Annotated in this window: 16 protein-coding genes and 1 riboswitch; of the genes, 7 read left to right on the top strand and 9 right to left on the bottom strand. The window is 63.6% G+C overall.

What is annotated here, in order from left to right; translation table 11 throughout:
• Positions 1 to 91: 91 nt before the first annotated feature.
• From P6U23_RS13230 to P6U23_RS13210, 5 genes are all read right to left on the bottom strand, one after another.
• The gene (locus P6U23_RS13230) at positions 92 to 1,948 is read right to left on the bottom strand and encodes a flagellar protein (protein ID WP_407180187.1); all 1,857 of its coding nucleotides are present in this window, start codon (positions 1,946 to 1,948) and stop codon (positions 92 to 94) included.
• An 11-nt stretch (positions 1,949 to 1,959) separates the two neighbouring features.
• Positions 1,960 to 3,840: a flagellar hook-associated protein FlgK gene (flgK, locus tag P6U23_RS13225; RefSeq protein WP_407180186.1), complete on the bottom strand. Its 1,881-nt coding sequence runs from the start codon at positions 3,838 to 3,840 to the stop codon at positions 1,960 to 1,962.
• A gap of 51 nt (positions 3,841 to 3,891) precedes the next feature.
• The gene (locus P6U23_RS13220; protein ID WP_407180185.1) at positions 3,892 to 5,715 is read right to left on the bottom strand and encodes a flagellar hook protein FlgE; all 1,824 of its coding nucleotides are present in this window, start codon (positions 5,713 to 5,715) and stop codon (positions 3,892 to 3,894) included.
• A gap of 293 nt (positions 5,716 to 6,008) precedes the next feature.
• Positions 6,009 to 6,509, bottom strand: a complete 501-nt coding sequence (gene msrB, locus P6U23_RS13215) for a peptide-methionine (R)-S-oxide reductase MsrB (protein WP_407180184.1) — start codon at positions 6,507 to 6,509, stop codon at positions 6,009 to 6,011.
• A 132-nt stretch (positions 6,510 to 6,641) separates the two neighbouring features.
• Complete coding sequence (locus P6U23_RS13210; RefSeq protein ID WP_407180183.1) at positions 6,642 to 8,090, bottom strand: NAD(P)/FAD-dependent oxidoreductase; 1,449 nt, start codon at positions 8,088 to 8,090, stop codon at positions 6,642 to 6,644.
• Between the two features lie 95 nt (positions 8,091 to 8,185).
• Here P6U23_RS13210 and P6U23_RS13205 point away from each other — a divergent pair, with 95 nt between their 5' ends.
• The 5 genes from P6U23_RS13205 (at position 8,186) to P6U23_RS13185 (ending at position 12,680) form a co-directional block, all read left to right on the top strand.
• The gene (locus P6U23_RS13205; RefSeq protein WP_407180182.1) at positions 8,186 to 8,728 is read left to right on the top strand and encodes a SixA phosphatase family protein; all 543 of its coding nucleotides are present in this window, start codon (positions 8,186 to 8,188) and stop codon (positions 8,726 to 8,728) included.
• A 136-nt stretch (positions 8,729 to 8,864) separates the two neighbouring features.
• Positions 8,865 to 9,290, top strand: a complete 426-nt coding sequence (locus P6U23_RS13200) for a universal stress protein (protein ID WP_407180181.1) — start codon at positions 8,865 to 8,867, stop codon at positions 9,288 to 9,290.
• Between the two features lie 419 nt (positions 9,291 to 9,709).
• On the top strand, positions 9,710 to 11,425 hold the full coding sequence (locus P6U23_RS13195) for a pyrroloquinoline quinone-dependent dehydrogenase (protein ID WP_407180180.1): 1,716 nt from the start codon (positions 9,710 to 9,712) through the stop codon (positions 11,423 to 11,425).
• Between the two features lie 80 nt (positions 11,426 to 11,505).
• Positions 11,506 to 11,871: a c-type cytochrome gene (locus tag P6U23_RS13190; protein ID WP_407180179.1), complete on the top strand. Its 366-nt coding sequence runs from the start codon at positions 11,506 to 11,508 to the stop codon at positions 11,869 to 11,871.
• Positions 11,872 to 11,909: 38 nt separating this feature from the next.
• Entirely contained in the window at positions 11,910 to 12,680 is a 771-nt protein-coding gene (locus tag P6U23_RS13185) for a substrate-binding periplasmic protein (protein WP_407180178.1), read from the top strand.
• A gap of 240 nt (positions 12,681 to 12,920) precedes the next feature.
• On the opposite strand, the gene P6U23_RS13180 is transcribed toward P6U23_RS13185, so the two are convergent.
• The 3 genes from P6U23_RS13180 to P6U23_RS13170 all read right to left on the bottom strand — a co-directional run bounded on the left by P6U23_RS13180 (position 12,921) and on the right by P6U23_RS13170 (position 17,728).
• Positions 12,921 to 14,438, bottom strand: coding sequence for a PepSY domain-containing protein (locus P6U23_RS13180; protein WP_407180177.1), 1,518 nt, complete (start codon positions 14,436 to 14,438; stop codon positions 12,921 to 12,923).
• A 2-nt stretch (positions 14,439 to 14,440) separates the two neighbouring features.
• A complete protein-coding gene (locus P6U23_RS13175) occupies positions 14,441 to 16,651 on the bottom strand; it encodes a TonB-dependent receptor (protein WP_407181441.1) in 2,211 nt (736 codons plus the stop codon).
• Positions 16,652 to 17,158: 507 nt separating this feature from the next.
• A riboswitch (cobalamin riboswitch) is annotated at positions 17,159 to 17,358 on the bottom strand.
• 232 nt (positions 17,359 to 17,590) lie between these two features.
• Complete coding sequence (locus P6U23_RS13170; RefSeq protein ID WP_407180176.1) at positions 17,591 to 17,728, bottom strand: DUF1127 domain-containing protein; 138 nt, start codon at positions 17,726 to 17,728, stop codon at positions 17,591 to 17,593.
• A 277-nt stretch (positions 17,729 to 18,005) separates the two neighbouring features.
• Here P6U23_RS13170 and P6U23_RS13165 point away from each other — a divergent pair, with 277 nt between their 5' ends.
• The gene (locus P6U23_RS13165) at positions 18,006 to 19,352 is read left to right on the top strand and encodes a PLP-dependent aminotransferase family protein (RefSeq protein ID WP_407180175.1); all 1,347 of its coding nucleotides are present in this window, start codon (positions 18,006 to 18,008) and stop codon (positions 19,350 to 19,352) included.
• A 176-nt stretch (positions 19,353 to 19,528) separates the two neighbouring features.
• On the opposite strand, the gene P6U23_RS13160 is transcribed toward P6U23_RS13165, so the two are convergent.
• Positions 19,529 to 20,125 carry a hypothetical protein gene (locus P6U23_RS13160; protein WP_407180174.1) on the bottom strand — a complete coding sequence of 199 codons (597 nt, stop codon included), beginning with the start codon at positions 20,123 to 20,125 and terminating at the stop codon, positions 19,529 to 19,531.
• A 69-nt stretch (positions 20,126 to 20,194) separates the two neighbouring features.
• Between P6U23_RS13160 and P6U23_RS13155 the strand changes: the two genes are divergently transcribed.
• Entirely contained in the window at positions 20,195 to 20,629 is a 435-nt protein-coding gene (locus P6U23_RS13155) for a hypothetical protein (protein ID WP_407180173.1), read from the top strand.
• Positions 20,630 to 20,650: the final 21 nt, after the last annotated feature.

Raw genomic sequence — 20,650 nt, 5'->3', positions numbered from 1 at the left:
GCCTCCAAAAGCGGCGGTCCCCCGCACTTCTGACCAAACAGTAAAGAGACGTGGTTAACGAAAACCTAACCACGCTCCTCCGCTCTAACGATCATGCCGTGGGCAAGAACTTGACGAGGCTGAGCTGCGACAGCATCGCGGTGGTCTGGTAGGAGGCCTGTAGGCTGGTCTGCAGCGACAGGATCTTGGCCGCCACCTCGTTCTGCGAAATGCCCTCGGTGTCCGAGATCAGGTTCTGCAGCGCGGTCTTGGCCTGGCTTTGCCGCGCCTGGGCATCCTTCATCGTGGTCTGCGCGGTGGCAAATTCGGTCTGGATGTCGGAAATCGTCTGCTGGCCGGTTTGCGGGGTCAGGTTGGCGCCGATCCGCAGGCTCAAGGGCGCAATCGCACCCGCATTGGGGCCGCCCGGCGGGGTGGAGACTGCGGCATAGACGGCGATGTTCTGCACCGCCCGCCGGATTGCCTCTTCATCGGCCTGTGAGCCGAACTGTACGCTCTGCGCGGAATCAATGCGCACGGTTGCGGCGGAGCGCGCCGAGCCGGGCTCCGAATTGCCGGTGTACCAGGCAACAGTGTTGGCCGCGCCGCTGGTGAGGCGCGTGGCCGAGGAAAGCGGCGGCACGATCCGCAATGGCGTTGCGGTCGCGGTGCCGCCGGAGAAGCCGAGCGCGGCGAAGGCCGCTTGGTTCGAGCTCGTCACCAACAGTTTCGAAGCGTCGTTGCCGTTCAGCGTGACGACGCCGCCGTTGACGGTCGAGGGTGTCGTCGTGCCTTCGAGCGTCTGGATCTTGGAGAGCAGCGTCTGGACGTTGTCGCTGGTGCTGATCTCGTTATTGCCGCTCGCGGCGCCCGAGACAAACTTGAGCGTCTGACCATTGACGGTGATGGTGTCGCCGGCCGCAAAACCGGTGGTCAGCGAGTCAGGAGCAGTCCCGGACAGGGCTGTGAGGCCTGTAATTGGCGCACCGGCCTGGTTTTGGGCGGCGTTGCCGATCGCAGTGGTGGTGTTGAAGAATTCGTCCCCTGCGACCACGGCTGACGCCGCAAACAGCGAGGTGTTGGCAAGCTTGCCGATCGAGCTGTTCAGCGCGGCGTTCAAATTGGCGAACGTGTTCGCTGATGACGTCGAATCGATGCTGAAGCCATTGGCCGGCGGCGGCGAGAGGCTGCTCGCGGTGAGCTGAATGCTTTCGCTCGTGCCGTCGGGCAGCTTGAAGGTGAGGCTGATCTGATCGCCCGGATTGGGATTCGCCGTCATGTTGATCGAAATCGACGGCGGCGAGCCGGACGGTCCGGAGACCGTGGTGTTGGGATTGGGCGACGACGAGGAGACCGCGGCGAGCTTCAAGCCGAAGGGCGAGCCATCCTCGGAGATCTGGATCGGCATTGTTCCCGACGGGCTGATCACGAGTCGGCCAAGGGCATTGGCGCCATCGGCCTGTTGCCGCTCGGCGATCACCTGCTTGAGCCCGGCCTGGGTGGGGGTGCCGTTCAGGATGTCGTCCGCCGATGCCATGGCCGGCGTATTGATGGCGCTGCCGGAGAAGATGTAGCGGCTACCGACCTGCGTATTCATCACGCCGACGATCGCGGAAAGCTGCGCCAGCGCGTTCTGCTGGCCGATGGTCTGGCCCGAGCTGGTCAGATTTTGCGGCGTGGCCGCCGCCTCGCTCTTCACCTGGCCGACGGTGGTCGAGAGCGACTGCAGCGCGGCGTTGGCCGCGTTGATGATCGTGGTGACGCCCGTCATGGTGTCGCTGAACGAGGCGATATTCGCAAGCTGCGAGCGCGCCGCGACCGCGAAGCCCTCGTTGGTGCCCATGCCGGCGTAGTCGGTCGACTTCACCCCGGTCGACAACTGCGTCGAGAGATTGCTGAGCCGATTGTTGATGTTCTGCACGGACAGGCCGAGCAGAGACGAACTATAATTGATGCTGCTGATCGACATTGTTAAACGCCCTACAATTGCGCCTGGAGCAAGGTTTGCATCATGCTCTGCACGACCGACATGATGTGAGCATTCGCGGCATAGCTATTTTGGACCTGGATCAGGTTCGACATTTCGGTGTCGATATTGACCTTGGCGGTGGAGTCGAATTTCTGCTGCAGCGTGGAGACGACGACGCTCTGACCTTGCTGCAACTGGTTGGCGAGCGTGGAGGCGTTGCCCTGCTGGCTGATGAATTGCTGCAGGTAGCTGCCGACCGTGCCCTTCAGCGGCGCGGCCGCTGAACCGAGCCCGGTCTGCGGCGAATAGCTGAAGTTCGCCGTGGTGAACTGCGTAAACAGGAAATCCGAGCGCGTGTTGTCGGACGCGGCGGTCGGCGGCGATGTGCTGTAGGTGCTGAGCTTCGAGGGATCGGCGAGCAAAGCCGTGTTCACCGAAATGCGGCCCGCAAGGCCGGTCATCTGTGATCCGCTTCCCGAGATCGCTCCGGTATAGAACGAGGCTCCGTCGGTGAACAGCGGAAGCTGCGGAACGCCTGCCGTTAACGACTGCACGGTGGTGGTCGTCGATGCCGCATTGACGGTCGCATTCCCGGTGCCGTCATCCGTCACGCGCAATGTCGAAGCGGATGCCGGGGGCGGTGCAATCGAGAAATGCAGGTTATTGGAACCAAGCGCCGCATTGAGCTGCGAGACCACCGTGCCCATGCCGGCCGAGAAATCGACACCGATGACCTGCGGATTGGCATTGGCCGCGTTCTGCAGCGGCAGCGCGGTCGTATCCTTCACATTGACGATGGAGATCTGGTGCTGAGTCTTGGTCGCCGCGTCCGTATAGGTCAGGTTGATGGTGTTGCCCGGCAGGATATTCGAAGTGTCGACGTCGAAGCCGGCCGGCGTTCCCGTCACCTGGGTGCCGGCCGTGGTCTGGTCGGACGCCGCGCTCGACAGCGTCGCCGCGAGCTGGTCGACTTGCGTTTGCGCCTGCACCAGGGTCTGGTCGCGCAGCTTCAGGTCGGCCGCGATCTGGCCGGAGCTGATGACGTTGTTTGCGACCACATCCATGTTGGCGCCGTTGGGCAGCCTGATGTTGAGCGAGCCGACGCCGGATTTCGTCGGATCGCTATTGTACTGCGCGTTCGCGTTGAGCACGCCCGCCGAACTGTAGACGAAGGAGGACGCCAGCCCACCGCCGACGAGCTGGATGCCGGAATTGGTGAACAGGCTGACCTGGTTGGAGGAGTCGGTGACGGTGCGAACGTCGACGAGCTTGGAGAGCTCGTTGATGGCGTTGTCCCGCTGATCCATCAGCGTTGCGGCCTGCGGATCGGTCGGGCTCAAGCCCTGCAGGCGGGAGTTGATGTCCGCGATCTGGCTCATGTAGGTGTTGGCCTGCGCCGCCGAGTTGCCGATATCCTGATCGACATTGGTGCGCAGGGTCTGGATGCCTTGCGTGGTCGTGTTCAACTGCGCGGCGAGCGACTGGGCCGCCGAGAGCGCCACTTTCTGCGCCGACTGGTCGCCGGGATTGCTGGACAGCGACTGCAGCGCGCTGGTGAAATTGCTGAGCATCGTTTCCAGCGTGCCGTCGCCGCCGGGATTGCCGTACACGGTCTGCAATTGGGACAGGATATTCGCCATCTGATTGGCATACCCTGCCCCCGAAGTCTCCGTGCGGAGCTGGCTTTGGATGAAGATGTCGAGCTGGCGGTTGACGCCGGTGGTCTGGACGCTGGAGCCGTAACCGCCGCTCGCGAGCTCGACCTGTGTCGGGTTCTGGGTGACGTAACCGGGCGTCTGCGAATTGGCGACGTTCGACGATATGATCGAGAGCGCCGCCTGGTTGCTGCGCAAACCAGCCATCGCGGTGGCAAGAGCCGAGCCTAAACCCATCTTGTTTACCTGCCTTAAGCTACGTCACTTCTAGAATTGAGCCGATCCAACTCAGCGGAGCACGTTCAGGAGGTCCTGAACCATGCTGTTGGCCGTCGTGATCACCTTGGTGTTCGCCGAATAGGCCTGCTGGGTCACGATCAGCTTGGTGAACTCGTCGGCGATGTCGGTGTTCGATCCTTCCAGCGACGAGCCGCTGATCTTGCCCGAGGCGCCCGTGATCGCCGCCCCCGACTCGGTGGTGGCCGCGTAAGCGCCGCCATCCATCGCCTTGAGGTAGTTGGTGCCATTGAAGTGCGACAGCGTCACCGCGGCGAGATCGACGTTCTGTCCGTTGGAGAACGTGCCGACCACGATGCCGTTGTTGTCGATGGCGACCGACTGCAACTGGCCGGCGGCGAAGCCGTTCTGCTGGATCTGGTTGATGGTCGCAGCACCGCTCGAACTCGCATATTGCGTCAATGCGCCAGAGGCGATGTTCATCGTGAGATTGCCCAGGGCTTGCCCGTCCACGGCTACGCCGGGAATGGTGATCGCCGAGCCCGTAGGCGAGACCAGCGCGCCGTTGGCGTTGAACACGAAGTTCGTGCCGACATTGACCCAGGCCGTCTGATTTCCTGTCGCGGTGGTGCTGGTCTGATAGAACAGGTTCCAGGTGTCCTGATGGCCGGCACCCAGTGATGCGCTGTCGGTCATGGCCCAGCGCAATTGCAGGTTCACGGGCGTGCCCGCCGCGTTGTAGGTCGTCACCGCGCCGCCGCTGATGGACTCGTTGGTAAAGGCGGTCAGGTCGTTGGCGGTAACGACACCCGTTCCGACATTGGTGCCGGGCGCACGCGCCTGCGTGATCGGCGGTGCGCCGAAGCCGAGCGCCCCGAGGGCAGTCGTGGAGTTGGCCGTGGCACCGGTTGGGACAGAGATGTTCAGGTCCTGCGCGGTGCCGGTGTGCAGGGTGATTTTGCCACCCGAGATACTAGCCGCTCCTCCGGTGATCGCTGAAATCTTGTTGAGCAGCGCTTGCACATTGTCGGTGATGTTGAGCTGGTTTCCCGTAGCACCGGTAGCGACGAAATTGATGGTGACGCCGTTGACGGTGATGCTGTCGCCAGCAGCGAAGCCCGACGACAGCGAGTCGCTTCCGGCTGTGCCGGAGAGTGCTGTGTTGGCAGTAACCGGGTTCCCCGCCTGGTTCGTCAATGCAGTGCCGGTCTTGGACGCGTCAACCGGCGGTGCCGGCGAACCGACCGGCAAGGGATTGGAAGCGAAGTCGGAGGGATTGATACCGCCCGCCGCCGTAATCGTACCGGCCAGCCCCGAAGTGCTGGCCAGCGTTTTCGGCACTTTCGGAAGATTCGCCGCGTATTGAACCGCGGTCGTCGCCTGGGCCGGAATGAAGTTGTTGTCGAAATGCAGCACCTGCGGCACGTTGCCGGTCGGATTGCCGGTTTTGGGGTCGACCGTGTAACCCATCAGGTAGTAGCCAGCGGCGTTGACCAGGTTGCCGTTGGCATTGATCTGGAAATCGCCTCGACGGGTGTAGTAGGTGACGCCGTCGAACACCGGCTGGTTGTCGGTGATCGAGGTCGGCTTCTGCACATTGAAGAAGCCATCGCCGTTGATCGCCATATTGGTGGCGACGGTGGAGGTCGAAACTGTGCCCTGGGTGGTGATGGTCGACTGCGAGAAGGCGGTGACGCCGCCGGCAACCTGCTTGCTCGGCGAGGTAGCGTTCGGAATGAGATCTTCGAAGCTGGTGCCGATGCCCTTGTAGCCGATGGTCGAGGCGTTGGCGATGTTGCCGGAGATGTTCTGCAGCGCAAAGGATTGCGCCTGCAGGCCGCTGACCGACGTATTCAATGCGTCGAAGATACCCATACGATTGTCTCCACATTCGATTCCTTCGGCGAGGCGCGCGCCCCGCCGCGATCCGTGAAAACCATCGCAAGCGTTGTGCCAGATTGGAAAATGCCCTCACATCAGAGGCTTAGGCAAAAGACAGCCGTCCGCGAACCGGCGCGGAATTGCCGGGCGGGCAACTATTGCCGGGCAACCGGCAAGCTATTCACGCAAACAAGCGCCCTGGCTTTGAGCCAGCGGCGACGAGCAGTTCGCCTCCGTTGAACGAACGAGGCGAACCAACCAGGCGAAAAAATTTACGCAAAATGATCTCAGGTCGCGGACGGCGCGGCCGGGTGAAACACGAGCGCGAGGCCGTCCATGCAGTAGCGCAGGCCGGTGGGCTTGGGCCCGTCATCGAACACATGGCCGAGGTGACCCCCGCAGCGGCGGCAATGCACTTCGGTCCGCACCATGCCGAAGGTGCGATCCTCCGTGGTGCCGACCGCGTTGTCCAGCGGCTTGTAGAAGCTCGGCCAGCCGGTGCCGCTCTCGAATTTGGTGTCGGAGGAAAACAGCGGCAGGTCGCAGCCGGCGCAGGCAAAGGTCCCCTTGCGGTGCTCTTTCAACAGCGGGCTCGACCACGCACGCTCGGTGCCCTGGTTGCGCAGGATTTCGTATCGCTGCGGCGTGAGCTGGGCGCGCCACTCCGCGTCCGTCTTTTCGATTTCGAATTTCTCGGCGGCGCGCGCCGGCGAGGTCTGCAGCCAGCGCAATGTTGCAAGGCCGAACAGGCCGGCGACGGAGGTCAGCAGAAAGCGGCGGTCAGGCATCGGGGTCTCCGCAAGTACAGGAATCCGCATCTCTTCGCGGTGAAATACGGGGCGCCGCGCCGGAAGTTACACCCGATCGCACCGATGATTCTCACATTCGTGCGAGCGCCGCACGTGGCGCTGCGAATGCCCCTATGTCCCCTCGACCTCGTTGCGCTGCGGTTCTGCAGGGCGCGGCTGCCCGGAGCGGACGACTGCCGACCGGGAGCGCCGCGGCGATGAACGCTCCCCGGCCTGGCGATTGGCCTCGGCGATCCGCCCCTCGCGCAGCCGATCCTGGATCCGCACGCGCTCCCGATGACGGGCCAGCGCGCCGGCCGCCGCCGATCTCCCTCGCCGCCACACTCCGACCGCGTAGCCCGCCACCCGGCCTGTGGGGCCGCCGGCCCACACCAGCTCAAAGGGCGAAAACAGCCGCCAGCGCTCGTCGCCCCACAGAATGCTGCGCGCGATCAGCAGTCCGGCAATGGCCGAGGTGTTCAATCCTTGCCAGCCAAAACCGCTTGCCACCCAAAGACCTTTGCGCAGCTCACCGATCTGCGGCATGCCATGCACGGTCTGGCCAACCGCCCCGCCCCACATCTGTGCGATCTCAACCGCACGGAGCTTCGGAAAGATAGTTCGGATGCGGCGCTGGATGGCGCCGGCAAAGCGCTGCGGCCGCGCCGCCCAGGTGGTTTCGGGGCTCACCCACATCAGGCGGTCGCCACCAACCACGCGAAAATGGTCGATGCCGTCGCTGTCGACGACCGATCCCTTGAAGGCGATGGCCTCGGCCAGACGCTCGCCGAGCGGCGCGGTCACGCCGGCATAGCGCCACACCGGCAACAGCGTCGCCGACAGCCGCCGTGCCGTGGCCCCCAGATGCACGTTGCCGGCCAGCACGATGTGGCCGGCGCGCAGCCGCGCCGAGGGCGTGACGATGCGCTTGCGAACGCCTGATGAATCGATGCTGACGACCGGCGTGTCCTCGAAGATGCGCGCGCCCGCGCGCCGGGCCAGTGTCGCCAGTCCGAACAGATATTTGCGTCCATCGATCTGGAACGCTTTTGGATAATACACGCCGTCGAAGTAACGGTCGGTCTTGAGCTGTTCGCGCACGCGATCGACCTGCCAGCCCTCCACCTCCGGGTCGATATCCTCGCTCAGCATCTGCAATCGGCTGATCAGCCGATCGCCGGCATCGACATTGGACACCTCGAGCACGCCCTCGCTGAAGCCGATGCCCGGCATTAATTCTTCGGTGGCATAGGCGCGAATATACTCGGCCCCCTCCTTCGAGAGCCTCCAAAGCGCGCGGGTATTCTCGACACCGACCCGCTCGATCAAGTCGCCGAGCGGTAAGCTGAAACCGGGCATCACCGTGCCGAGTTGATGGCCGGAGGCGCCCCAACCGACATGACGGCCTTCGAGCACGGCGACGCTTGCCCCGAGCCGCGCGCAATCCAGCGCGACCGTCAGCCCGGCGAGGCCGGCGCCAACCACGCAGATGTCGACATCGAGATCAAAGGTCAGCCGCCGCCGCTCCTGCAGCGCGGCAATGTCGGGGGCAAGTGTCGGGGTTGTCGAGGTCTCGTTCATGTCGTTTTCTTAAGTAGCCTTCGCGTCCTTGTCACCTTGTCCTAGATAACGGCCTGTACATTAATCGGGCCGAACCGAATCGAGATCTTAAGCCCATGCGCCGTTTGATGCTGCTGCGTCACGCCAAGACTGAATCCGATGCGCCGTCGGGCCGGGATCAGGACCGCCGCCTCGACGATCGCGGCCTGCGCGACGCCGCCGAGATCGGCGGCTGGATCGGCCGGCATCCGCCGTTCCCGGATTGCGTCTTCGTATCGCCGGCCGTGCGCGCCCAGCAGACCTGGGACATCGCCTGGGCGGCCATGAAGGGGCTGGTCCCGCCGCCGCAGGTGGAATCGGTCCCGGAACTTTACGGCGCCGACGCGGCCGAGCTTCTGCACGCCATTCGCATGGCCTCCGTCTCCGATCCGAAGCGGCTGATGCTGGTCGGGCACAATCCGGGCATGCACGAGCTGGCGCTGGCGCTCGCGGGTGGCGGCGATGCTGCGGGCCGCAAGGCGCTGACCGACAATCTACCGACCGCTGGCCTTGCCATCTTCGACTTCGCAACCGTGGATTGGGACGACGTCGCATTCCACCGCGGCAAGCTCGTACTCTTCGTCAGCCCCAAACTGTTGAAGCAGGCCTCGAGCGACTAGCCGGCTTCGCCACCCGGATTTCATGGAGCGTCACCGTCCCGGAAAACCGGCATCCACTTTTCCGCATCATGCTCGAAACGCGGAGCACACCTGCGCTCCATTCGTGCTAGTCTGGTTGGCACATACGGAGGCGCAGATGTTCAAGTCCATCCTCGTGCCGATCGATCTCGCCGACACCGATCTGGCGAAACCCGCCATCGCCACAGCGGCCACGCTGGCGAATACCTGGACCGGTACTGTGCGGCTGCTCAATGTCCTGCCGATGACACCGGTGATGCTGGCCGAATATGTGCCGGCGGATTTCGACATCCAGCAGCGCCAGGCCTCGGAAGAGGCCCTTGCGATCGTGGCGCGCGAGTCCGGCATCGAGCCGTCCCGCATCTCCAGCGTGGTGCGGCAGGGCGGCATCTACCACGAGATCCTGGAAGAGGCCGCCGCCATCCGCGCCGACCTGATCGTGATGACCTCGCACCGGCCGGCCATGCGTACCTATTTTCTCGGCTCCAACGCCGGCCACGTCGTGCGCTACGCCAAATGTTCGGTGCTGGTGGTGCGGCATTAGAGAGATGACCACGCGAGGTGAATGGAGATCGGCGCCGTCTCGCCACATTCGGGCGTCATGATGCCAATCAAGCAAGCCTAAACTCGCTGCAGAGGAGCCTATTCGGGGCCGGGAGGCAGTTGGACGTGATGGCTGCAAGTACGTTACGCGCGCGGACGAGACGTCGGTGGCCGATTGTGCGATGCGCCAATCGGTATACGCATCGTAGCGCAACAAGCGTGAACCTCGCCCCGAAGAGTGCTCCGCGCTCGCCAGACCGCCATTGCGGCCAATGGCTGAGGACGCGCGAGCCTCCGCTGACAAGAGGAAGCCGGAATTGTCCCGGCGCGCGACACACGATCGCAGCGACCAGCGATCATGTGCCGCGCGTTGAGGCAATGCAGTGAGCAGTGCAAAAAGCGAAATGGGAGGAAGTCGCTATGAAGACATGGTGGAGCTATTTTTGTTTACCTGTTGCCGTGGCCGCGACGCTTGCTGCGCCGTCAGCCTTTGCCCAATCGGTGGATACTGCGCGCATCGAAGCCGGTGGTCAAAATGATTGGCTGACCTATCACGGTTCCTACAAGTCCTATCATTACAGTCCGTTGGCCCAGATCAACACCGGCAATGTCGGCGACCTCAGCGTTGCCTGGATTCATATTCCGGGACGGTCCACCCGTGGCCTGCAGTCGATGCCGCTGGTCGCTGACGGCGTCCTCTACTACACGGGCTCCTACAGCCGGGTGTTTGCGCTGAACGGCGCCACTGGCGAGGTGATCTGGTCCTATTTCCCGGAACTGGATGAGGCGCTGATCGCGCGCCAAACCCACTCTCCCTACAATCGCGGCGTCGCGATCGGCGACGGCAAGGTCTATGTCGGCACCATGGACGGCCGGCTGATCGCGCTCGATATGAAGACCGGAAAAGTCGCGTGGGACACCAAGCTGATCGATTCCCAGAAGCTGACGGTCGGATTCACCGGCGCGCCACTATTTGCCAAGGGCACCGTCATCATCGGTGCGCAGGGCGGCGAATGGCCGGGCCGCGGGCCGATCTTTGCGGTCGACGCAGCGACCGGAAAGAAGAAATGGGAATTCCTCACGGTTGCCGGCACCGACGAAGCGATGAAGACCTGGGGCAGCGACTCCTGGCGCACCGGCGGAGGCGGCGGCTGGATGCCCGGCACCTACGATCCGGAGACCAACACCATTCTGTGGGGTACCGCCAACCCGGCGCCGCTCTATGATTGGTCGGGCCCCGACTACAAGACGCAGGGCGCGCGTCCCGGCGACAACCTCTACACCTCCTCGGTGCTCGGGCTCGACATCGATACCGGCAAGTTGAAGTTCTATCATCAGGAATTGCCGCACGACGCGTGGGACTTCGACAGCGCGGTCGGCGAATTCGTGATGCTCGATCGGGACGGGCAGAAGTATGTGGTGCATCCCAACAAGAGCGGATACATCTTCGTCTATGATCGCAATCTGGGTCTGAAGAACGTCTGGCGGATCACGCAGAACAGCAACTTCGTCAAGAACATCGATCCCAAGACAGGCGAGTTGATCGGCCGTCGCGACTTCACGGCCGGCAAAGTCTCCGAGCCCCTGTGCCCGCACATTTCCGGCGGCGTAAGCTGGAACTCCGGCTCCTACAATCCCAAGACGGGCCTCTACTACAAGCTCGGGCAGGAATGGTGCATGACGCTCGAGGTCATGAAGACGACTCCGATCGTTGCCCCTCAGGCCCAGCTCAACATCGGCGCCGACTTCAAGATCGCGCCGCCGCCTAGCGGCGAGATCTACGGCCATCTCGACGCGCGCGATCCCATCACCGGCGCCAAGAAGTGGGAAGTCCGCTTCCCCGAGCCGCCGCTCGGCAGCGTGCTGTCGACCGGAGGCAATCTGGTGTTCGTGCCCGACTCGCGCGGCACCGTGCACGCCTATGATGCCGACAGCGGGACCGAGCTGTGGAACCATTCCGACGGCACCGGCCATCAAGGCGGCATCATCAGCTACGCCGTCAACGGCAAGCAATACATCGCGGTGGTTGCGGGCTTCGGCGGCATGGCGTCGGACGACTATGCGCCGACTTTCGGCGGCGTTTACAAGAGCATGCCGCGCGACGACGGCGCGCTCGTTGTCTACAGCCTGAAGTAGGGCGATCGCCGCGATACCGGCCGGGGAGCGGACACAAGGTCCCTCCCCGTGCCGTTCCACGTCCTGATGTGCTTTTTTAAATGGACCTGAGCTTCATGAAATCGAACCTTGGCATCATGGCCGTGCCGTCGGTGCTGCTAGCAACTTTGCTGGGATGCGCCGTGCCGGCGCGCGCTCAGCAGCCCCCCGCCCCTCCGTCCGAGAACGCACCCGTGGACGTCGAGCAGTTGTTCGCGACCACCTGCGGCTGGTGTCACTCCGATGGCGGCCGCGCGGCCGGCAAGGGACCGCAGCTCATGAACACACAGCGGGACGACGAGTTTATTCGCAACCGCATCAAGAACGGCAAGCCGGGCGCGATGCCTGCCTTCGGCGGAATGTTCACCGATGCGCAGATCGACGAGATCATCAAGTACATCCGCTCACTGAAGCCGCGCGAAGGATGAGGCGGCGCGTGCAAATCCGTTCGCGCAAGGGACCTGGAATGACAAGAATCCTCCCGCTCATGGTCGTCACCTTCGTCATAGCGCTGATGGGGGCGACGCGGGCGCGATCGCTCGATGCCATCCGCTCATACGGCGAGATCGGGCTGTGCGCCCATCCCAACTCGCTTCCCTTCGCCAGCAAGACGGGCGACCCTCCGGGATTTCAGGTCGAATTGGGACGGGCCCTCGCTCACGAGCTCGGCGTCTCGCTGCGGCTCGACTGGATCATCACGCAGTACCAGATGCGGAGCGCCGGCTGCGACATCGTTCTGGACGTCATCGCCGATCGCGAAGCGCAAGGCGAGACCAATTTGCGGATATCAAAGCCTTATTACCGCACCGGCGTCGCGCTGGCCGTGCCAACCGACAGCAAGCTCACGTCGTTCAAGAGCCTCGACGCCCACACCAAGGTCGGGGTCCAAGTCGGCTCCGTCGCGGCGATGGTCATCAGTCAGCGGCACGTGCCGACATCGACCTTCGGGTTCGAGGTCGACAGCCTGGACGCGCTCGCCAATCACGAGATCGACGCGGCGGCGGTGACGCCAACCATGGCGAGCTATTACAATCTGACCCATCCGGACAAGGCGCTACGCATCCTCGACCGCGACGAGAGCGTGGCGGACCTCAACTGGAACGTCGCCGTCGGCATGGTGCGCCCCGACGACAGTCTGCGCGATGCCATCAATCAAGCCCTGGAACGGCTGCAGGCGGACGGCACGATCGAGCGAATATACCGGCGCTACGGCGTCGTGCTGCAATCGCCGAGATAATTCGCGCTCGCAGCAGCGGCGCTGGAATCGAAAGACGCACTGAGGATCGACGCGAGATGCGATCCTTCCTGGCGAGGTCGAACTCGTCGATGCCCCTGAGCAGACGCGATTTCTTGGCAAGCACCGCTGCGGCGACCGCGATGACAGCAGCCGCGGCGAAGGCCGCGAAGTTGCAGAGAATCGGACTTCAGCTCTACACGGTTCGCCCGATCCGCCGCGAAGTATCGCAACGAGCATTGCCTATGTTCGTGGGAGATGACTCTGGCCAAGAGCCTTAGTCGCGTGAAATTTGGTCTTCCTCGGACCCGAGCCGCGGCGCAGCCGTCGCCAGCCTATAACCACGCCGCTGGTCGACACGATCATTCCAATCAGCGACAACAGGAAAACCGCGATGTCCCATGCCGGGCGGTGGCGTAGTAGCAGCGGAAAATCGAGGCTGTGCAGGCCATTGAACAGCCAGCGATAAGCCCGCCGGGTGCTATCGGTCCGGCCGAGGATGTCGCCGTTGCGCGGATCGATCTGGAACCAGCTCTGAGCGGTGTCGTCAAAACCGACGCGCAACACCGGCAAGAGCCGCTCGCCGTGGTGCGGATACCAATAGGCGTCGAACTCTTGCAAACGCACACGCATGGTCATCGCGGCGCGCGGCAACAACCTGCTCGCGGCGGCAAAAATCTCATCGTCGGAAAGCATCGTCCCAACGCCGCTTGCTGGATCGGCCGTGGTCTGGTGGCCATCACGATCGGTGAGCACCATCAGCGGATGGCCGCCGACCCAAACGAAGCGGGCTTCGACCGCCCCTAGCGCTGGCATCGATTGAAAACTTGCGACGATCCGCGGCGCATCTTGCCCGGCATAGCGGACGGCCATGTCGCGGGTCGGGCCTCGGGACGCGAAATAGTCACCAGGATTGAGCGACAACCAGCCGCTGAAGATCCAGGTCAGGACAAAGATGCCGCCGATCAGCCCGGCGATGTGATGCCAGGCCATCCAGCCGCGATAAGGCGTGACTGGGCCGCGGGCATGATGCTGGCGCAACCGCAGCCGCAGGACGCCGATCCAGAAACCGGTGACCGCGACCACAAGGCCAGTCCCGGATATCCAGAGCACCGCTTGCCGCCAGATTGCCCCATCCTGGCGCAGAACCTTAGGATAGATCCAATGCGGGATCGAGCCGAGCCAGTTCCAAATCCGCTCCACTCGCGTGGTGTCGAGCGCAAGTTCGCCGGTCCGCGCCGAGACGTAGAGTTCGGTTCCCTCCGCGTCTCCGAGTGACACCAGAAACAGCGGCCGGAGCGGATCGTAGCGCGCCGTGACGCTCCATTGATCGCGCGCGACGGTGCCGATCATTTGCGGATGCACGGCATGCGGATGATGCCTTGCAATCGCCAGCGCCTGTTCGGGCGTGATGCCGTCGATCGGGCGACCGTCCACTGCCGATATCGTTTTGTGCGCGCCATCCCAGTCCAGCAGCCGGTAGACCGGCGCGTCGTCCAACATGACGAGACGCAGATCGCGCGGATAGCTGGCGAGACCGGCGATGGCCATGGCGCGATCGGGGGCCACGAGCACGCGGTCCCAGGCGATCGAGGGCAGCGCCGCCCAGCGCTCCCGATCCGTGAGCTGCGGGAAGGCTACGTACATCATGACCACGCCCGAGACGAACCACATCGCGAACAGCAGGCATGTCGCGATGCCGATCCAGCGATGGACGATATAAAGCGATCGCCGTCCTTTCCGCATCAGCGTACGGTGCATGGTCAGAACTTCACATTGACGGACAATTCCGCCGTGCGCGGCATCCCGAGCAGCCATTGCCCGGCATAAGGCGCCGAGCTGGCATAGATCGTGTCGAACAGGTTGTAGACGCGAAGCGCGACCGTCGTTCGCTCGTCCGGCTTCCAGCGCAGCCCGCCATTGACGACGGTATAGGCCGGGCGAAGCTGGGTATTGGCGTTGTCCGAAAAAGTGCGGCCCACGATCTGCACGCCGCCATAGACGGACCAGTTGGAAGCGAAGTCCCAGGTCAGCCACATGTTCGAGACCTGCTCCGGCACGTTGATCGGAACGTTGCCGGCGTAGCTGACGATCTGCCCACTCACCACTTGGCTGAAAGTGTCGTATCGCGCCCGCAGCAGCGCGAGATTGGCATCGACGCGCCAGCCGTCATTCAACGCCAGCCCGATCGAGGCCTCGACACCGCGCGATGATTGCTGGCCAACCTGCAACGCCAGGCCGGCTGGATTGTTGGGATCTGGGACCAACAGGTTGTTCTTGATGATCTGATAGCCCGCCAGCGTCCATTCGCCGCGACCGCCCCAGAACGACTGCTTGACGCCGACCTCGGTTTGTTTGCCGGTGGCGAGCTGGAACGTCTTCTGGGTGGCGGACAGTGAGATCAGGTTGGTGACGGGATCGACGGCCGTCGCATATTGCCCGTAAAATGCGAGATCCGTGACCGGCGTATAGACCACGCCGGTGCGCCAGCTCGTACCCGAGAGCGAGCTTTCAAAGCTGTTCGCGGGAGTTCTGTAGTCGGTACGGTCGACCTCGGGGCGGTCCAGCCGCACGCCGCTCACGACGGACAACTGATCGGTCAGCGACAGCCGGTCCTCGGCAAACAGCGCATATTGATTGACGATCGCATTGTAGCCGGGAGTAGTCGGGGTCGGCGTGGCCCAAAACGAGCCCATGTCGATGCCATACGGGCTGACCGAAGATGCGCCGCCATAGGGGGAATTGTTGGTGTGGGTAAAATCCACCCGATTGACGTCGAAGCCCGCGACGAGCTCATTCGCAAGGCCCAGCACGTGACCGCGAAACGTCGCGTCCATCCGGTTGCCCACCTGATCCTGGTCGTGGAAGATCTCGATGTAGCTGCTGCGATTGATCAACTGCGTCGGGGGATTCCAGGTGTAGTTCTCGACATCGCGCCAGTGCCGACGGCTGGTCAGGTAGTAGAGCGTGTCTCGAACACTGATGCCGTCCGCGACGTCCCATTCGGTCTTGAACTGGGTCCAGTTGTCCTGATAGCGGATCGCGCTGTCGAGCACGTTGTAGTTCTTGAACCGCAGCGCGTCGTCGATCGCCCCGTTGATCAGCGGCGTGCCGAAGTAGCGCGACGGGCTCCGATCGCCATAGTCGTTCGAGAGCGTGAAGGCGAGATTGTCGGCGGCCTGCACCCGCACGGCGGCGGAGATCGCCAGATTCGATGTCTTGTCGCGGTCGACCCAGCCATCCGACATGTTGCCGCTGGCATTGATACGATAGGAGACGTTCGGATTGATCGGCCCGCCGCTGTCCACCGCAAGGCGTCGCGTCATATTGGTGTCGAGCGACACCTCGGCGTCGTTATAGGGCGTCGTGATCGGCTTCTTGGAGATCACGTTGATGATGCCGCCGATCGCACCTTCGCCATAGAGCACCGAAGCCGGCCCGCGCATGACCTCGATGCGATCCGCCGACCACGTATCGAACGGAAACGTCACCGTTCCGGCGCCGACATAGAGGCGTGTGCCGTCATAGAGCGTCATCACCGAATTACTGCCGGTGAAGCCGCGGGTGCTGAACGAGAGGCCGCCATTGCCGGGAGCCGGGCTTGCGGTGAAGCCTACCGCGTCTTGGGCGACCGCATCGGTCACATTGTGCTGGCCGCGGTCTTCGATGGTCTGCGACGCAATCGTCTCGACACTGGCGGGGGTCTGCAGCGGCGTGAGGTTGAGACGGCTTCCGCTCGTATTCTGCCGGGTCAAATGCAGCGTCGATGGTGAGGCGCCGGATGATGCAACTGCGGGCGCAGCGCTGGGTGCTGCCGCCGGTTTCGGCTGCGACCGCGAGGCTCCGGCTGAACGCTTGCCGTCAGGGCGAGCCGGCTTCACCGCGGGTTTTTGCGACGGGCTGACCGTGACCGGCGGCAAGATCTGAGCCGAATCGGATTGCTGCGCCTTGGCAGGATAAATCCCGAACAGCAAAGCTGGGACAAGGACGTCAAAAGCGAGCAAGCCGATACGCGATCGGCTTGCGATAAAAGCAACAGAGAACACGGGTAAACCTCGGCATGACGGCAGTGGCACGTCACAGCGAACGAGATCTCGCCTCGACCATGCGCGGTCCGCCAGTGCCGTCCCATTTCTTCTTTTTTTGTATCCCCCTACGTGCAATGCTATAACATTACAGCACGTGCTGTGAACGACCGACGGAACGGCTGTTTTTAAGTGGGTTGACCGTAAGTGTGGGTGGGACGTGGGGCGAATGGGATTGCTGCGTCTTGCAGAACAAATTCCCAACGGCAGAGCTGGAATAAGGCAGCTAAAGGCAAGCAGGCCGGCGCGCAGCCGCCTTGCGACAAAAGCAACGAAGAACACGAGTGGACCTCGGCATGACGTCAGTGGCACGTCACAGCGAACGAGGCCTCACCGGCGCATCATCAGGCTACGCCAAGTGAAAACAATGTCTGTACTCCCCGACCGACATTTTCGCGTGTGACCACGGCTGACGGCAGGTCTCCTGGCTCGCGGGTCCTAACCTTGCGTCGCCTTCCCAGGACCGAGATTCCCAGTGGCGTGTGACGAAAGATTCGCCGCTTACAGTTGCGGGGGCAGCCGCGGCATGAGGGATAGACCCCGCACCGCATTCCCTTTTGATCCCCGTGAGGGGAACCGTCGTGATCATCTAGGAGCTTGGCGAAGCCGGAGTCAATCGGGGCATTGCTGATCCCACAGCCGTTACGGAAACTGGCGCAGCCGTTCTGGAGCGAGCACCAATCCCAACATCGCGCCGATCCGCCCAAGAGCCGCGTGGCCTCGATGGAATGCACTGCTTTTGCTGCGTTCTCGCAAATGAGTTACGGAGAGCTTGCGTCGTTGTGACGCACTGCCGCTGCGCCTGCCGGCCCAAACAGCCGACCGCCTTCATCTCGGCCATCGCCTGAGATTGCCGTTGACCACATCCTCGATCTGAGAACGCAACAGCCCGATATCGCGGAGCTCGCGATCGTCCAGCTCCTGCAGCGCCTTGATCGTGGCGCGGCGGTGCGAGTGAGTCATCATTGCCTGCAGCCATCCTGCGAGCCATCGCAGAATTTTGCTGAATGAGTCACCGCGCGCGGATCCGGCTGCGGCTCTGGATGTCATCGACACTTTTCTTCTCCGGCTCGTCACCGCGCAAGGCAAAGCGATGCCGTCGGCGCAAGCGCCGGTGCACGGCCCCTGCGCCTTCATTGACCTCGGATCACATGCGCAATCCTCGGTGCAAACGCGGCTTGATGCCGCCTAGATGATCTCGTAAATGTCTCGGTGCAAGAAAAACATTGCTCTCGGTGCAATAATGTCGAAGTTTGATTACCTGAGGCTTGCCGATGTCATTGCCGCCGAGATCGCCAGCGGCACGCTCAAGCCCGGCGATCGCCTGCCGCCGCAGCGCAGCTTCGCCTATGAGCGCAAGATCGCGGTCTCCACCGCAAGCCGCGTCTACACGGAGCTGCTGCGCCGCGGACTGGTGGTCGGCGAAATCGGCCGCGGCACTTTCGTGTCCGGTGACAGGCGCCGTGGCCTTGCCGCGCCGGCTGATCCACACGGCGCGCGCATCGATTTCGAGTTCAACTATCCACTGCTGCCGACGCAATCGGCGATGATCGCCAAGAGCTTGCAGGGGCTGGAGCGGCCGGACACGCTCGAGGTCGCGCTGCGGCCGGCGGCCAGCGGCGGCACGCCCGCGGCACGTGCGGTATCCGCGCAGTTTCTCGCACGCAACGGCTGGACGCCGAATCCGGACCAAATCGTCTTCACGGCCAGTGGCAAGCAATGTATCGCGGCGGCGCTTGCCGCCATTGTGCCGACCGGCGGACGCTGCGGTGTGGAAGCTCTGACCTATCCCTTCGTGAAGGGCATCGCCGCGCGGCTCGGGATCACATTGGTGCCGCTGGCGATGGATGAAAATGGCGTCCGCCCGGATGCCGTGCAGAAGGCGCACCGTGAAGCGCGGCTCTCCGCGCTCTACATTCAACCCGTCATTCACAATCCGTTAGGGATAACCATGCCGCCCGCGCGCCGCGCCGATTTGCTGCGTGTCGTCGACAAGCTCGGCCTGCCGGTGATCGAGGATGCGGTTTACAGCTTTCTCGACGACGACGCCACGCCGCTCGCAGCAATGGCGCCGGAGTCCTGTATCGTGCTCGACAGCCTCTCCAAGAAGGTCGCGCCGGGACTGGCGCTGGGCTTGATTGTCGCACCGGCGCGGCTGCGCGAAAGCATCATGGCCTCGGTGCGATCGGGCGGATGGACGGCCGGCGGCTATGCGCTCGCGGCCGGCCAGAAGCTCATGGGCGACGGCACCGTGGCGGAGTTGTCGCGGCTCAAGCGCATCGATGCGACGAAGCGTCAGCAACTCGCCGCCAAATGCCTGTCCGGCTTCGAGATCCAGGCGAACGCCAAATCCTACCATCTGTGGCTGACGCTGCCCTCGCATTGGCGATCGCAAACCTTTGTCGCCGCGGCGGCCCGCCGCGATATCGCCCTGACACCGTCGACGACCTTCGCGGTCGCGCCGGGACACGCCCCCAACGCGGCGCGTCTCGCGTTAGGCGCGCCGACCATCGAGCAGCTAGAAACCGGACTGCAGACCTTGGCGGGCGTGCTGAACACGCGCGAAGAGGATTTTGACTCGACGGAATAGAAGCCGCTCGCCTGCTTACGGCAGTCGGTGAATTCGAGACACGCGCGCAACCTGCGGGCGTCATTGCGAGCGCAAGCGAAGCAATCCAGCGTCTCTCCACGGATACACTCTCGATTGTTGCGTCGCGTTCACTCCTCGCAATCACGAGCCAGAGCTGAACTCGGCGTGTTGCCGGCTTACGGCAGCAGCCTTTCCGGGATCCGGTCGAACGAATAAGCGAGCGGGCGGTTGCGCCTGATGAAGCCGCCGACCTGCCAGGCGAACAGGGCGGCGAAGCCGACGATGAAGGCCGCGCCGGCAAATTCGCGCATGGCGAGGGCGCGGACGAGAAGACCCGCCATCGCGACCGCGAGCAAGGCGATCAGCGCCAGCGCACCCGCATAGGTCTGGCGCGACAAGCCGCCGGTCAGCGCGGCCCGGCTCCCTGCGTCAGCCATTCGCGCATGCAGCTCATGCATGAAGGCGCGATAGTCTTGATCCTGCGGCGCCATCAAGGCCGAGGTCTGCCAGCTCGTGGAGAGGATCGTGATGCGCCCGCCGTCGATGTGACGGATATCCGCGCGAAATCGATGCGCCTGCATCGAGACCGGGCGAAAGGACAGCCGGATCGCGGCGATATCGCCGTAGGCCCAAGCACCCGACCTGCCGGCCAGCCGCCAGCCCGATCCCGCATCGGTCAGCTCGAATTGATGCGCGGCGCCGATCAGCGAGGCCTTATAGGCGTAACGAATCGACGGAGCGCCTGGCGCGGGTTTGATCGCGGCTTTCTGCAATAACGACTCCGACAAAGAATCAAGCGCGTCGCCTTGCGGCGCAGCTCCGCTTTACCTTACAAATGGCGCATGGCTGAAGCGACCTATTTTCCACGTCACCTGGTGCTCGCCGGCGCATTGGTCTCGGGCGTGCTGCTGGCGCTCGCCGTGCACATGCTGGGCGCACGTTACGGGCTCGATCTCGGCGGGCTCTGGCGAACCGGTCCGCGCGGCTTCATGCCGGCGGGATCGGCGGTGGCCTGGTGGCTGATCGCGACGGTCGCCTTTTCCAGCGGCTATTTCGTCGCAATGCTGATGCACCGCGCGGCCTCGGGGCAACTGCCGGAGCGGATGCGGCAGTTCCTGATCGCGGTCGGCGTGCTGGTGCTGGCGGGCGCCGGGCAAGCGGCGTCCGCGCCGTCACCGGTCCCGACCATGTCTAGCGTGCTGGCCGGCCTTGCCGCGCTCTGCCTCGGCGCGGTGATGGCGTTTTGTGGCGCGCATTTCGCGCTACGCGGGATCTAGGGCATGCTCAGGCGAAGAGGC

This window comes from Bradyrhizobium sp. STM 3562 (assembly GCF_045571435.1).
GTDB lineage: Bacteria > Pseudomonadota > Alphaproteobacteria > Rhizobiales > Xanthobacteraceae > Bradyrhizobium.
The sequence above is the reverse complement of the archived record's forward strand: the minus strand, read 5'-3'. Positions and strand labels throughout refer to the sequence as shown.

What these genes read in the sequence shown, in the direction of transcription:
- P6U23_RS13185 (WP_407180178.1), top strand. Translation starts at nt 11,910, where the DNA reads ATGACAAGAATCCTCCCGCTCATGGTCGTCACCTTCGTCATAGCGCTG.
- P6U23_RS13190 (WP_407180179.1), top strand. Translation starts at nt 11,506, where the DNA reads ATGGACCTGAGCTTCATGAAATCGAACCTTGGCATCATGGCCGTGCCG.
- P6U23_RS13210 (WP_407180183.1), bottom strand. Translation starts at nt 8,090, where the DNA reads ATGAACGAGACCTCGACAACCCCGACACTTGCCCCCGACATTGCCGCG.
- P6U23_RS13165 (WP_407180175.1), top strand. Translation starts at nt 18,006, where the DNA reads ATGTCGAAGTTTGATTACCTGAGGCTTGCCGATGTCATTGCCGCCGAG.
- P6U23_RS13220 (WP_407180185.1), bottom strand. Translation starts at nt 5,715, where the DNA reads ATGGGTATCTTCGACGCATTGAATACGTCGGTCAGCGGCCTGCAGGCG.
- P6U23_RS13230 (WP_407180187.1), bottom strand. Translation starts at nt 1,948, where the DNA reads ATGTCGATCAGCAGCATCAATTATAGTTCGTCTCTGCTCGGCCTGTCC.
- P6U23_RS13195 (WP_407180180.1), top strand. Translation starts at nt 9,710, where the DNA reads ATGAAGACATGGTGGAGCTATTTTTGTTTACCTGTTGCCGTGGCCGCG.
- P6U23_RS13200 (WP_407180181.1), top strand. Translation starts at nt 8,865, where the DNA reads ATGTTCAAGTCCATCCTCGTGCCGATCGATCTCGCCGACACCGATCTG.
- P6U23_RS13205 (WP_407180182.1), top strand. Translation starts at nt 8,186, where the DNA reads ATGCGCCGTTTGATGCTGCTGCGTCACGCCAAGACTGAATCCGATGCG.
- P6U23_RS13155 (WP_407180173.1), top strand. Translation starts at nt 20,195, where the DNA reads ATGGCTGAAGCGACCTATTTTCCACGTCACCTGGTGCTCGCCGGCGCA.
- flgK (WP_407180186.1), bottom strand. Translation starts at nt 3,840, where the DNA reads ATGGGTTTAGGCTCGGCTCTTGCCACCGCGATGGCTGGTTTGCGCAGC.
- msrB (WP_407180184.1), bottom strand. Translation starts at nt 6,509, where the DNA reads ATGCCTGACCGCCGCTTTCTGCTGACCTCCGTCGCCGGCCTGTTCGGC.
- P6U23_RS13180 (WP_407180177.1), bottom strand. Translation starts at nt 14,438, where the DNA reads ATGCACCGTACGCTGATGCGGAAAGGACGGCGATCGCTTTATATCGTC.
- P6U23_RS13170 (WP_407180176.1), bottom strand. Translation starts at nt 17,728, where the DNA reads ATGATGACTCACTCGCACCGCCGCGCCACGATCAAGGCGCTGCAGGAG.